This is a genomic window from Micromonospora solifontis (genome assembly GCF_003725545.1).
GTDB classification, from domain to species: Bacteria; Actinomycetota; Actinomycetes; order Mycobacteriales; family Micromonosporaceae; genus Micromonospora; species Micromonospora solifontis.
The window spans coordinates 1-12,513 of sequence record NZ_RJLN01000117.1; the positions used below are offsets into that span (position 1 = coordinate 1).

At 74.9% G+C, this 12,513-nt stretch carries 9 protein-coding genes; 5 read left to right on the forward strand and 4 right to left on the reverse strand.

Annotated elements, in window-relative coordinates:
- Window positions 1–263 precede the first annotated feature (263 nt).
- Window positions 264–3,584 carry a bifunctional lysylphosphatidylglycerol synthetase/lysine--tRNA ligase LysX gene (lysX, locus tag EFE23_RS25355; RefSeq protein WP_233601139.1) on the reverse strand — a complete coding sequence of 1,107 codons (3,321 nt, stop codon included), beginning with the start codon at window positions 3,582–3,584 and terminating at the stop codon, window positions 264–266.
- Between the two features lie 291 nt (window positions 3,585–3,875).
- On the opposite strand from lysX, the gene EFE23_RS25360 reads away from it, so the two are divergent.
- The 4 genes from EFE23_RS25360 to EFE23_RS25375 all read left to right on the forward strand — a co-directional run bounded on the left by EFE23_RS25360 (window position 3,876) and on the right by EFE23_RS25375 (window position 9,002).
- Entirely contained in the window at window positions 3,876–5,015 is a 1,140-nt protein-coding gene (locus EFE23_RS25360; RefSeq protein WP_204335549.1) for a carboxylate-amine ligase, read from the forward strand.
- 40 nt (window positions 5,016–5,055) lie between these two features.
- Window positions 5,056–6,435, forward strand: coding sequence for an FAD-dependent oxidoreductase (locus EFE23_RS25365; RefSeq protein ID WP_123243427.1), 1,380 nt, complete (start codon window positions 5,056–5,058; stop codon window positions 6,433–6,435).
- A 68-nt stretch (window positions 6,436–6,503) separates the two neighbouring features.
- The gene (locus EFE23_RS25370; RefSeq protein ID WP_123243428.1) at window positions 6,504–7,454 is read left to right on the forward strand and encodes a PDDEXK family nuclease; all 951 of its coding nucleotides are present in this window, start codon (window positions 6,504–6,506) and stop codon (window positions 7,452–7,454) included.
- Between the two features lie 126 nt (window positions 7,455–7,580).
- Entirely contained in the window at window positions 7,581–9,002 is a 1,422-nt protein-coding gene (locus EFE23_RS25375) for a WGR domain-containing protein (RefSeq protein WP_123243429.1), read from the forward strand.
- Window positions 9,003–9,045: 43 nt separating this feature from the next.
- Here the strand turns inward: EFE23_RS25375 and EFE23_RS25380 are convergent, their stop codons facing one another.
- Entirely contained in the window at window positions 9,046–10,299 is a 1,254-nt protein-coding gene (locus EFE23_RS25380) for a hypothetical protein (RefSeq protein ID WP_123243430.1), read from the reverse strand.
- Window positions 10,300–10,301: 2 nt separating this feature from the next.
- Window positions 10,302–10,817: a SigE family RNA polymerase sigma factor gene (locus EFE23_RS25385; protein WP_123243434.1), complete on the reverse strand. Its 516-nt coding sequence runs from the start codon at window positions 10,815–10,817 to the stop codon at window positions 10,302–10,304.
- A gap of 89 nt (window positions 10,818–10,906) precedes the next feature.
- Here EFE23_RS25385 and EFE23_RS25390 point away from each other — a divergent pair, with 89 nt between their 5' ends.
- Window positions 10,907–11,776: an aminoglycoside phosphotransferase family protein gene (locus EFE23_RS25390; RefSeq protein ID WP_123243431.1), complete on the forward strand. Its 870-nt coding sequence runs from the start codon at window positions 10,907–10,909 to the stop codon at window positions 11,774–11,776.
- A 39-nt stretch (window positions 11,777–11,815) separates the two neighbouring features.
- Here EFE23_RS25390 and EFE23_RS25395 read toward each other — a convergent pair whose 3' ends face one another.
- Entirely contained in the window at window positions 11,816–12,409 is a 594-nt protein-coding gene (locus EFE23_RS25395) for an NADPH-dependent FMN reductase (RefSeq protein ID WP_123243432.1), read from the reverse strand.
- Between the last annotated feature and the right edge of the window lie 104 nt (window positions 12,410–12,513).

Sequence of the window (12,513 nt, forward strand, 5' to 3'; positions counted from 1 at the left end):
GCAGCGCGGCCAGCAGCAGCGCGGCGGCCACCGCCGCACCGGCGAGCACCGCCGCCGGCCGGTCCGCGACCAGGGTGAGCTGGGCGAGGGCGTACGCCCACGCGCTCGTCACCGCCCCCAGCACCCCCACCACGCGCCCACCCTAGAACCCCCCGTCCACCCCCGCCCCAGCGCAGGCCGGTTGAGCAAGGAGTTCGCGTCGGCGAACCCCGCGGATCCGACGCGAACTCCTTGATCAACGCCCCGAACGGGGGCCCGGGAGGTCAGGGGGATTCGCGGACCAGGGGGAAGGGGAGGGTCTCGCGGATCGAGCGGCCGGTCAGGAGCATCACCAGGCGGTCCACGCCGAGGCCGAGGCCGCCGGTGGGCGGCATGGCGTACTCCAGCGCGGTGAGGAAGTCCTCGTCCAGCTCCATCGCCTCCGGGTCGCCACCGGCCGCCTTGAGCGACTGCTCGGTGAGCCGGCGCCGCTGCTCGGTCGGGTCGACCAGCTCGGAGTACGCGGTGCCCAACTCCATCCCGAACGCCACCAGGTCCCACCGCTCGGCCAGCCGCGGATCGTGCCGGTGCTGCCGGGTCAGCGGCGACACGTCGGTCGGGAAGTCCAGGTAGAACGTGGGCGCCTCGGTGCGCGCCTCGACCAGTCGCTCGTACAGCTCCAGCAGCACCGCGCCCCGCCCCCAGCGCGGGTCGTACGGCACCCCGGCGGCGTCGCAGAGCTTGCGCAGGGCCGCCACGCCGGTGTCGGCGGTGACCTCCTCGCCCAGCGCGGCGGAGATCGCCTCGTGGACCGTCCGGGCCGGCCACTCGCCGCCGAGGTCGACCAGCTCGCCGTCGGGGCGGCGGGCCACCGGCGAACCGTGCACCGCCGTCGCCGCCGCCACGATCAGCTCCCGGGCCAGCGCCCGCATGTCGTGGTAGTCGGCGTACGCCTGGTACGCCTCCAGCACCGTGAACTCGGGGTTGTGGGTGGCGTCGACGCCCTCGTTGCGGAACGCCCGGCCCAGCTCGTACACCCGCTCGACGCCGCCCACGGCCAGCCGCTTCAGATACAGCTCGGGCGCGATCCGCAGGCTCAGCCGCAGGTCGTACGCGTTGCTGTGGGTGACGAACGGGCGGGCGTTGGCGCCGCCGTGCACCCGCTGCAGGATCGGCGTCTCCACCTCCAGGAAGCCGCGACCGGCCAGCACCGAACGCAGGCTGTGCAGGGCCGCGCCGCGGGCCCGCAGCAGGTCCCGCGCCTCGGTGTTGATCGCCAGGTCCAGGTAGCGCTGCCGGACCCGGGCCTCCGGGTCGGCCAGCCCGTGGTGCTTGTCCGGCAGCGGGCGCAGGCACTTCGCGGTGAGCTGCCAGTCGGCCACCCGCACCGACAACTCGCCGTGCCGCGTCGCGTACACCTCGCCGGTCGCGCCGACGTGGTCGCCGATGTCGACGGTGGCCCGCCAGCGGTCCAGGTCGTGCTCCAGCATCAGCTGCAGGTCACCGCTGCCGTCCCGGACGGTGGCGAAGAGCACCCCGCCGTGGTCGCGGACCAGCAGCACCCGGCCGGCCACCGCCACGGTCTCCCCGGTGCCGGTGTCCGGGGCCAGCCCGGCGTGCCGCTCCCGCACCGCCGCGCAGCTCGCCGTCCGCGGAAAACCCACCGGGTACGGGTCGACGCCCTCGGCGCGTAGCCGGTCCAGCTTCGCCAGGCGTACCCGGAGCTGCTCGGGTCGGGGCACCGGCGCCGGCTCCGGCGGGACGGCCCGGACCGTCGCGGCGGCCGGCGGCACGAAGCCGACGCCGCCACCGGCCGGCGGCACCCCGTGCAGCGGGGTGGGCCGGCCGCCGGGCAGGGCCAGGAAGCCCTCGGCCGCCACCGCCGCGACACCCACCCGGGCCAGTTCGCGGCGCTCGGCGAAGCACAGGTAGCGCGGCGTCCAGTGCGGCTGGTACTTGGCGTTGGACAGGTAGAGCGACTCCAGCTGCCACCAGCGGGAGAAGAACAGCAGGGTGTGCCGCCACAGCCGGATGACCGGGCCGGCGCCGATCCGGGCGCCCTGCTCGAACACCGAGCGGAAGGCCGCGAAGTTCAACGACACCCGCTCGACGCCGATCCGGGGACCCGCCGCGAGCAGCGCGGCCACCATGAACTCGGTGATCCCGTTCTCGGCGCCGCGGTCCCGGCGCATCAGGTCCAGCGACACCCCGTGCGCGCCCCACGGGCTGAACGACAGCAGCCCGCGTACCCGGCCCTCGCCGTCCCGCGCCTCGACCAGCACGCACTCGCCGTCGGCCGGGTCGCCGAGCCGGCCCAGCGCCATCGAGAAGCCCCGCTCGTGCTCGGTGTCCCGCCACGACGTGGCCAGCTCGGCCAGCCGGGCCAGCTCCTCCGGCGGGATCTCCGCGTGCCGGCGCACCCGGGCCGTGTAGCCGGCCCGCTCGACCCGGTGCACCGCCTGCCGGACCGGGCGCATGTCCCGCCCGTCCAGGTCGAACTCGCGGGTCAGCAGGATGGCCTCGTCGCCGAGCTGGAGCACCTTGAGACCGTGCCGCCGGTACGCCCGCGCCCCCGCCTCGCTCGCGCCGAGCACCGCCGGGGTCCAGGCGTACTCGCGGGCCTGGCGGAGCCACGCCTCGATGGCCGGGCCCCACGCCTCCGGATCGCCGATCGGGTCGCCGCTGGCCAGGCTGACCCCGTTCACCACCCGGTAGGTGATCACCGCCTTGCCGCTCGGCGAGAAGACGGCCGCCTTGTCCCGGCGGGTGGCGAAGTAGCCCAGCGAGTCCCGGTCGCCGTACCGGGCGAGCAGCTCGCGGATCCGCTCCTCCTCGCCCGGGTGCAGCACCGCGTTGGCCCGCTGCGAGCGGACCAGGGTGAACAGGCCGGCCACGAAGCTGATCGCGCCGAGGCCGCCGAGCACCAGGTTGACCCAGCCGGGCGCGTGGCCCTTCCGGGTCAGGTCCAGCTGGATCGCGCCACCGAACACCTTCTCGACGGCGTACCCGAGCCGGTCCGACCAGGTGTGCAGGCTGCCCGGCTCGACGAGCAGCAGCAGGTAGCCGAGCCCGACGGAGAGCACCGCCAGGCCGAGGAAGACGCCGAGGGCCCGGAACGTGCTGCCGCTGCGGACCCGCGCGTAGAACTCCCGGCGGGCGGCGAGCAGCAGGACCAACGCGCCCGCGGCGAAGCCGATGCCGACCCAGACCCCAACCGTCTCCAGGGTGGTGAAGAGCCGCTCCCCGGCGTCGTCGGTGAGGTCGTTGCCGCCCACGGTCAGCAGCAGCACCGCGACCAGCAGGCCGACCAGCAGGGTGAGGCTGAAGTACGCGACCAGCACCCAGTACGCGAGCCGCTTGCGACGCAGCACCGCCGAGGCGAGGGTGCCCAGGAAGACCGCGTAGGCCAGGTTGGCCGGCGCGGGCACCAGCAGCGCGTCGATCGCCTTGCGGAGCGGCTGGAACTCCAGGCGGGCGGCGCTGCTCACCGCGGCGAGCGCGCAGACCACCGCGACCACCCAGAGCAGGGTGGCGAAGGCCCTCGGCACCTGGCGGCGCCAGCCGCGGCCGATGCTCACCGTCCGTGACGCGGTGCTCGGGGTCAACGCAGCCTCCCTCGCTGCCGATGGCCGACGCACCGGGCGTCGGGCCCGGCTCATCGTAGTCACGGGATCCCCGCCGGAAACCGGCTCCTGCCCGGGGCGTCGCGCAGAGAAACCTGGCAGCCGTCACCCGTCCGGGTCGAACCGGCCGGGCCGGCGTTTCCCGCGACCGCCACGATGGGTAACAGGGCGTCGACGACGGCTGCGGGTCGCGGCGCGGCACCGGCCGCGCGACGGCCGGAGTTGTCGCAGGCGCGGCACGGCGCCACGGACACGAAGCGGACGGTGATGGCGATGACGGGTTCAGTGGCCGAACGGGACCGGGGCGCCACGCCGGGCGGCACCGACCTGCTGACGGTCGGTGTCGAGGAGGAGTTCCTGCTCGTCGACCCGCACACCGGGACGGCCGTGCCCGCGGTCGACCTGGTCCTGGAGCAGGTGCCGGCGGAGCTGCGCGGCCAGGTGGAGCGCGAGTTCCAGACCAGCCAGATCGAGATCGGCAGCCCGCCCGGGCTGGAGCTGGCCTCCATCCGGCACTCGCTGGGGGTGCTCCGCGCCGAGCTGGCCGACGCCGCCGAGCGGGCCGGCGTACGGCTGCTGGCCATCGGCACCGGACCGGTGGACGGGCCGGTGCCGCCGGTGGTGGACAAGCCCCGCTTCGACCGGATGATCGAACGGTTCCGGCTGCTCGTGCCCGGGCCCGGCAACAACGGCATGCACGTGCACGTCGGCGTCCCCGACCCGGAGATCGGCGTGCAGGTGCTCAACCACGTCCGCCCCTGGCTGCCGATCCTGCAGGCGGTGACCGCCAACTCCCCGTTCGCCCGGGGCGAGGACACCGGCTACGCGAGCTGGCGCTCGGTCGAGTGGGAACGCTGGCCGTCGGTGGCGCCCACCCCGTACCTGGACTCGCACGAGCACTACGGACGGCTGATCCGGCAGCTCATCGCCAGCGGCGTCATGCTCGACGAGGGGATGCTCTACTGGTACGCCCGGCTTTCCGCGAAGTATCCGACCGTGGAGATCCGGATCGGCGACGTCTGCCCCTCGGTGGACGACTCCGTGCTGGTGGCGGCGCTGGTCCGGGCCCTGGTGGCGACCGCGATGACGGACCTCGACGAGGGCCGCCCGGCCGTCAACACCGACCATCACCTGCTGGTCGCCGCGCACTGGCGGGCCGCCCACGACGGGCTGGAGGGCGAAGGCGTCGACCTGACCGACGGCGAGTTGCGACCGGCGTGGGAGCTGCTGGACCGGCTGGTCGACCGGGTTCGCCCGGAGCTGACCCGGCACGGCGACCTCGACCAGGTGACCGACCTGCTAAGCGGGCTGCGCCGGCACGGCAGCGGCGCGGCGCGGCAGCGGGCGGTGTTCGCCCGTACCGGCCGGCTGGTCGACGTGGTGACCGACGTGGCGCGGCAGACCCGGGGCTGACCGCGCCCGCGGTCGATGGCCCACGTGACAGGATGGGCCCGTGGCGGAGCGGCTGATCGTCGTCGGCGGGGACGCGGCCGGGATGGCGGCGGCCTCCCAGGCCCGACGCCGCCGTGACCGGGCCGACCTGGAGATCGTCGCCTTCGAGCGGGGGCACTTCACCTCCTACTCGGCCTGCGGCATCCCCTACTGGATCAGCGGTGTGGTGCCGGACCGCGACCAGCTCATCGCCCGGGACCCGGCGACCTTCCGGGACAGTTTCGACATCGACGTGCGGCTGCGGCACGAGGTCACCACCATCGACCTGGACCGCCGCGAGGTGGTCGCCCGGGACCTGGCGCGTGGCGGCGAGGTCCGCGAGGGGTTCGACACCCTGGTGTACGCGACCGGCGCGGTGCCGGTGCAACCCGACTGGGCGCGCGGCGGCGTCGACGGGGTGTTCGGCATGCAGACCCTCGACGACGGCAGCGCCCTGCTGGACTGGCTGGAACAGGAGCCGAAGCCCCGGCACGCGGTGGTGGTCGGCGGCGGCTACATCGGGGTGGAGATGGCCGAGGCGCTGGTCATCCGGGGGCTCACCGTCAACCTGGTCGAGCAGGCCGACCAGCCGATGTCCACCGTGGACCCGGACATGGGCGAGCTGGTGGCCGAGGCATTGCGGGAGGTCGGCATCGGCATCCGTACCGGCCTGCGGGTCACCGGCCTCGAGGAGCGGGACGGCCGGATCGCCGCGGTGGTCACCACCGAAGGGCCGATCCCGGCCGACGTCGTGGTGCTGGGCCTCGGCGTACGCCCGAACACCGCGCTCGCCCGGGCCGCCGGTCTGCCGCTCGGGCCGACCGGCGGGGTCCGCTGCGACCGGCGGATGCGGGTGCCCGAGGTGCCGGGGGTCTGGGCGGCCGGCGACTGCGTGGAGACCCTGCACCGGGTCAGCGGCCTGCCGGTGCACATCCCGCTCGGCACGCACGCCAACAAGCAGGGCCGGGTCGCCGGGATCAACATCGGCGGCGGGTACGCCACTTTCCCCGGCGTCGTCGGGACCGCCGTGACCAAGGTCTGCGACCTCGAGGTGGGGCGGACCGGCCTGCGCGAGCGGGACGCCACCGCGGCCGGCTTCGAGTTCGTCGCGGTGCTGGCCGAGTCGACGAACCGGGCCGGCTACTACCCGGGCGCGCGGCCGATGACGGTCAAGCTGATCGCCGAGCGGCCCAGCGGCCGGCTGCTCGGGGCGCAGATCGTCGGCTGGTCGGAGGCGGCCAAGCGGATCGACGCCCTCGCGGTGGCGCTGTGGAACGGCATGACGGTGGACGAGATGACGGCGCTGGATCTCGGCTACGCCCCGCCGTACGCCCCGGTCTGGGACCCGGTGCTGATCGCCGCCCGCAAGGCGGTCGACGCCCTCGCCGGCACCGGCCGGTAGGGAACTGGGTGCGTTTGTTGTCGCTGGGGCGACAACAAACGCACCCGAAGGCGGCGGACACTTGCCGGATGCGGCTGCCGGGGGACGACGCGTCGGGGCTGGCGTGGCTGCTGTTCGCGCAGTCGGGGGTGCTCACCTGGGCGCAGGCGACGGCGGAGCTCAGCCCGGCCAAGGTACGGCACCTGCTGGCCAGCGGGCGCTGGCAGCGGGTGTGCCGAGGGCTGCTGCGCGCCGCCCCGGACGGCCCGTTCAGCCGGGACCAGCAGTGGTGGGTGGCGGTCCTGGCCGCGGGTGAGGGTGCGGTGCTCGCCGGGCTCGCCGCCGCGCAGGCCGGTGGGCTGCGCGGGAGCTGGCGGTACGAGACGGTCGACGTCCTGGTGCCGCACCAGCGTCGGGCCGCCGACCTGCTGCGCCGGCTGCCGCTGGGCCTGCCGGCGATACGGGTGCGCCGGGTGCGTGAACTTCCGGACGCCGACCGGCAGCGGGGCCGCCCCGACCGGACGAGCATGGCCCGCTCCCTGGTCGACGCGGCACAGTGGGCGCGTACCGACGAGGAGGCGCAGCAGATCCTCGCGGCCGGTTGCCAGCAGCGGCGGGTGACGCCGGCGGAGGTCGGCGCGGTACTGGACCGGATGCCGCGGGCGCGACGGCGAACCCTGATCCGGGAGACGCTGCGCGACATGGCCGGCGGCGCGGAGGCGCTCTCCGAGATCGACCTGGTGCGGCTCTGCCGCCGGCACGGCCTGCCGGTGCCGGACGGGCAGGAGCGCCGGCGGGACGCCGACGGGCGGGTGCGCTACCTGGACGCGTACTGGCGACGCTGGCGGCTGCACGTCGAGGTGGACGGCGCGCACCACATGGACGTCCGGCACTGGGCGGCGGACCTGCGCCGGCAGAACCGGGTCTGGATCGAGGGCGACCGCATCCTCCGCTTCACCGCGTTCGACGTCCGCCGCCGTCCCGCCGAGGTGGCGACGCAGCTCCGCTCGGCCCTGACGGCGGCCGGCTGGCAGCCCTGAGCCGCTGTGGGTGCAGTTGTTGTCGCTGGGGCGACAACAACTGCACCCGATCTTTGTCGGGGGGCGGGGTTAGCGTGTGCGCGCTGTCGTTGCCGGGTCCGGCACTTCCCCCTCGGAGGCATCCCCATGTCGCAGGAGACGACCTACCTCGAACTGTCCGAAGTGGACGGTGGCGCGCACAAGTTCTACGAGGTGGTGGTGGACGACACCGCGATGACCGTCCGGTACGGCCGGATCGGCGACCAGGGCCAGGTCAAGACCACCAGCTTCCCGGACAACGCCCGGGCGCGGGCCGCCGCGGCGAAGAAGATCGGCGAGAAGGTCCGCAAGGGGTACGCCCCGGCGGTGCCCGGCGTACGCCAGAAGCGCGCCGTGTCCCGGCGGCAGATCGTCAGCACCCGCTCCACCGCCCGCACCGCCCCGGTCCTCTGGCGCTACCACTCGGGCGCGCCCGCGTTCGGCATCTTCATCGACGGGCGGACCTGCATGGTCGGCAACGAGCACGGGGTGATCACCACGCTGGACCACGACGCCCGGGTGCTCAACCAGGTCCGGCTCCCCGACGGGGTGAAGTGCATCGTCGCCGACGACGCCTGGATCTACGCCGGCTGCGACGACGGCAACGTCTACGACCTGTCCGGCAAGGTGCCCCGGGTGGCGTACGCGATCGCCCCGGACATCGACATCTACTGGCTGGACATCCACGACGGCGTGCTGGGCGTCTCCGACCGCGAGGGCGGCATCGCCGCGATCGACCACGAGGACGAGTTCCTCTGGCGTCGTCCGGGGCGGGGCCGGTCCGCGTGGATGGTGCGCTGCGACACCGACGCGCTCTACCACGGGCACTCGCAGGGGGTCACCGGCTACGACTGGCGCACCGGGCGGGAGCTGTGGCACACCCGGACCGGGGCGGTGCTCTTCGGCTGGCAGGAGCGGGACACCGTGTTCGCGGGCACCGGCACCCGCGAGGTGGTGCGGCTGCGCAAGGACGGGCGGGCCGAGCGGACGTACCGGTGCGACGCCGCGGTCTTCTCCTGCGCCACCGCCGAGGGCGGCCGGTACGTCTTCGCCGGCGACAGCGCCTCCTCGATCTACTGCTTCGACGAGGCCGGCAACCGGCTGTGGAAGCTCGGCACCGGCTGCGGCTCGGCGTACTCGATGCAGTACCACGACGACCGGCTCTACGTGGTCACCACCAGCGGCCACCTGGCCTGCATCGACGCGAGCGAGCCGGCGATCCGGGCCGCCGAGGCGGGCAGCGTGCCGGAGGTGGTCGACGTGAAGGCGCCGGCCCGGCTGCCCGAGCCGGCCGCCTGGACCTCGGTGGAGGTGACCACCGACGACCGCGACGGCGTGGTGGTGCAGTGCGTCGAGCGGGGCGGCCAACTGCGCATCCACGTCCTCTCCGACGGCTACCGCCGCGACTGGTCGGTGCAGTTCCCCAAGGGCATCCGCGAGCCGGGCGCGCGCTACCTGGTCACCGAGGTCCGGGAGGCCGGCCGGGGCGGCTTCTACCGCGCGTACGGCGACATCCGCCGGCTGCGCTGAACGACTCCGGTCCGGGGGCGGTGCGGGACCGCCCCCGGACCGGTCACCGGCAGGTCCAGCGCACCGGCCGGACCTGGTCGTCGGACTCGAGCTTCCCGCCGAGCACCCGGCCGTCGTCGCTGAAACTGGTCACGCTGCCCTGCCGATCACCGCGCCAGCCGTCCGGCACGGGCAGCTTCACCGACCTCGCACCGATGATCACGCCGGGCACGTCACCCGAGAGCGTGCCGGCCAGCCAGCCCTGGCCGTTGCTCACGCCGACCCAGCGGACGCTCGGCAGCACCTCCGCCCGACCGGTCCGCAGGTCGATCCGCACCGCGTACCTGGGCAGGCCGTCACGGGAAACTACCGTGGCGTCGCGTTCCGCGGTGCCGGTCACCCAGCCACCGGCCACGGACGCGGGAAAGAACGTGGTGGCCTTCCCGCCGGGCACCGTCGGCAGCGGCAGCACCTCCGGCCGGGCCGCGCCCGGGCGCCACACCACCGCGCGGGTGGGCCGGTCCGGGCTCCCGTCGGACATCGCGGCCAGGACGGTGCCGTCGGAGTCGACGTCGACGGCCGTGCCGTCCCACCGCTGCCCGGGAAGCGGCAGGTCGACCGGCTGGCTCCGGTACGAATCCCAGGCCACCGGCCGTTGGAGCCAGGGTTTCCCCGGCGCCACCTCTCGGTAGCCGACGATCCGGCCGGCGTCGTTGACCGCCGTCGCGCCCCCGGACGTCACCATGGGCAGGCCGACGACCTCGCCGTCATGTACCGCCCACGCCCGCGACCCGCTGCCGTCCGTTTGCGACGAGCCCACGGCCAGGCCACCACGGTTGACGTCCCGCAGCTGCTGCATCGAGCCCGGCAGCTCGACCTCCCGGACCCGGTCCCCCTCCCAGATCAACTGGCCGAAGTCCATGCGGCCCTGCCCGTGCGGGGCCCGACGGCCGACCAGCCACCGGCCGTCCGGGTCACCGGCGACGACGGTGGCCCGGGAATCCCCCGGCACAGGCAGCAGCTCGGCCCGGCACACCCCCTGCCACGCGCCGGCCGGCCGCGGTTCCGGCGACCGCACGGACGGGTTGGGGCTCGCGGCCGGCGCGGGGGCTGCCCGGCCGTCCCCGTTCAGCGCCACCGGCAGCGCGGCCACCGCCAGCACACCCAGCGCGACGGCCCCGGCCGCCGCCACCCGGCGGTTGCGTCGCCGCCGCCGGGCCTCCTGGATCGCTCCCGGCAGGTCGACCCGGGGCGGGCCGGCCGGCTCGTCGTCCAGCCACCGCAGCCGGTCGGCGACGTGTTCGTCATCAGTCCTCATGCTCACCGCTCCTCTCCGGCCCGACCGGCCAGCTCCCGGTCGCCGAGCAGTCGTCGCATCGCGGCCAGCCCGTGCGAGGTCTGGCTCTTCACCGTGCCGGCCGAGCAGCCCAGCGTGCGGGCCACCTCGTCGACGGGCAGGTCGTGCAGGAAGCGCAGCACCAGCACCGCGCGCTGGCGGGGCGGCACCTTGGCCAGGGCGTCGCGCAGCACGGTCCGCTCCTCGGCACCCCGGTCCTCGGTGGACCGCACGTCGGGTGGCCCGCCGAACAGGTGCACCCGCCACCAGCCGCGCCGCCGGGTGTCCAGGAAGTGCCGCACCAGCACCGCGCGGACGTACGCGTCGAGCCGCCCGACCTCGCCGATCCGCGCCCAGCGCAGGTAGAGCCGCGTGGCGGTCTCCTGCACCAGGTCGTCGGCCTGGTCGGTGTCACCGCAGAGCGCGTACGCGAGCCGGCGCAGCGCCGGCAGACGCGCGGTGACGTACTCGACGTATTCCTGGTCCGATGCGTCCGGCATCCGGCCACCTCCGTGGGGTTCGCTCTTCCAGACGGCACCGCGCCGGAAACGGTTGTACGCCATCGGGACGCAGGCCCGAGGATGGCCGGATGGAGATCCCCGAGAGCCTGCGCTGGACCGAACGGATCCCGGCGGGCCGGGCCTGGCGGGCGGTGCTGCCGGACCGGCTGGCGGAGTGCGTCGCGCGGTGGGAGCTGCGGGTGGTCGGACCCCCGTTCGGGTACGCGTTCGCCTCGCTGGCCGTGCCGGTCGAGCTGCCGGACGGCACGCCGGCCGTGCTGAAGCTGCAGTACCCGGACGACGACAGCCGGGATGAGGCGGCGGCGCTGGCCCACTGGGCCGGCCGGGGCGCGATCCGGCTGCTGGCGCACGACCCCGAGCGGCGGGCGCTGCTGGTCGAGCGCTGCCTGCCCGGCACCCCGCTGTACGAACTCGCGCCGGCCGCGGCGCTCGACGCGGTGGTCGCGCTGCTCCCCCGGCTGGCCGTGCCGGCCGGCCCGCCGTTCACCCCGCTGGCCGAGGAGGCGGCCCGCTGGGCGGAGCGGATCCCGGCGGACTGGGCGGAGGCGAACCGGCCGTACGAGCGGCGGCTGGTGGACACCGCGCTCGGGCTGCTCGCCGACCTGGCGCCGAGCCAGGGCGAGCAGGTGCTGGTCAACCAGGACCTGCACGCCGGCAACGTGCTCCGGGCGGCCCGGGAGCCGTGGCTGGCGATCGACCCGAAGCCGCTGGCCGGCGAGCGGGAGTTCGGGCCGGTGCCGATCGTGCGCGGGATGGAGCTGGGGCACTCGCCGGCGGCGGTCCGGCACCGGCTGGACCTGCTCAGCGCCGAGCTGGGCCTGGACCGGGAGCGGGTCCGGGGCTGGACGATCGTGCACTGCACGGCGTGGAGCATCGGCGCGGGGCAGGTCTTCCCGAACCAGGTCGAGGTGGTCCGCTGGCTGCTCGGCGAGGAGTGACCGGTCCCCGGCGGCGGCCGGGGACCGGTGCCGGGTCGTTCAGGCCGGGTACGGGACGGCGTCCCGGGCCGCCCGCAGGGCCCCGGCCCACCAGGCGAGCTGGTCCAGCAGGGTCTTGGCGTATCCGGGCGCCTGGGCGTCGAGCGGCCGGCCGTCCTCCCAGGCGGTGAAGTAGTTCGGGAAGGCCAGCCCGTCGCGGATCGTCACCGCGTGCAGCTCGGTGAGGACGTTCTCCAGGTGCAGGACCGCGTGGCGGCCACCGGCGGCGCCGCCGTAGCTGACGAAGGCGACCGGCTTGGCCGTCCACTGGGTGTAGTGCCAGTCGATGGCGGCCTTGAGCGACGCGGGGTAGCTGTGGTTGTACTCCGGCGTGACCAGGATGAACGCGTCCGCGTCCGTGAGCCGGGCGGTCAGCGACGCCATCCCCTCCGGGCGGGGGTAGGCGTCGCCGGCGAACTTCGGGGAGAGCGCCGGCAGCGACAGCGGGATCTCGGCCTCGGCGAGGTCGACGACGTCGATGTCGAACCCGCCGTGCTCCCGCGCCTGCTCGGCGACCCAGCGGGCGACGACCGGCCCGAACCGGCCGTCGCGGACGCTTCCGATGACGACGGCCAACTTGTGCTTCTCGTTCATGCGCTCCACGCTCCGCCGCCGCGACCGGGGCAACCAGGCCGGGCGCAGGCTGGCCCTCGCAGGGCCAGGCTACGAGGTTCGGCGCCGCGGGCGGCCGACCTAGG

What these genes read in the sequence shown, in the direction of transcription:
- EFE23_RS25395 (WP_123243432.1), bottom strand. Translation starts at nt 12,409, where the DNA reads ATGAACGAGAAGCACAAGTTGGCCGTCGTCATCGGAAGCGTCCGCGAC.
- EFE23_RS25375 (WP_123243429.1), top strand. Translation starts at nt 7,581, where the DNA reads ATGTCGCAGGAGACGACCTACCTCGAACTGTCCGAAGTGGACGGTGGC.
- EFE23_RS25390 (WP_123243431.1), top strand. Translation starts at nt 10,907, where the DNA reads ATGGAGATCCCCGAGAGCCTGCGCTGGACCGAACGGATCCCGGCGGGC.
- EFE23_RS25370 (WP_123243428.1), top strand. Translation starts at nt 6,504, where the DNA reads ATGCGGCTGCCGGGGGACGACGCGTCGGGGCTGGCGTGGCTGCTGTTC.
- EFE23_RS25360 (WP_204335549.1), top strand. Translation starts at nt 3,876, where the DNA reads ATGACGGGTTCAGTGGCCGAACGGGACCGGGGCGCCACGCCGGGCGGC.
- EFE23_RS25385 (WP_123243434.1), bottom strand. Translation starts at nt 10,817, where the DNA reads ATGCCGGACGCATCGGACCAGGAATACGTCGAGTACGTCACCGCGCGT.
- EFE23_RS25380 (WP_123243430.1), bottom strand. Translation starts at nt 10,299, where the DNA reads ATGAGGACTGATGACGAACACGTCGCCGACCGGCTGCGGTGGCTGGAC.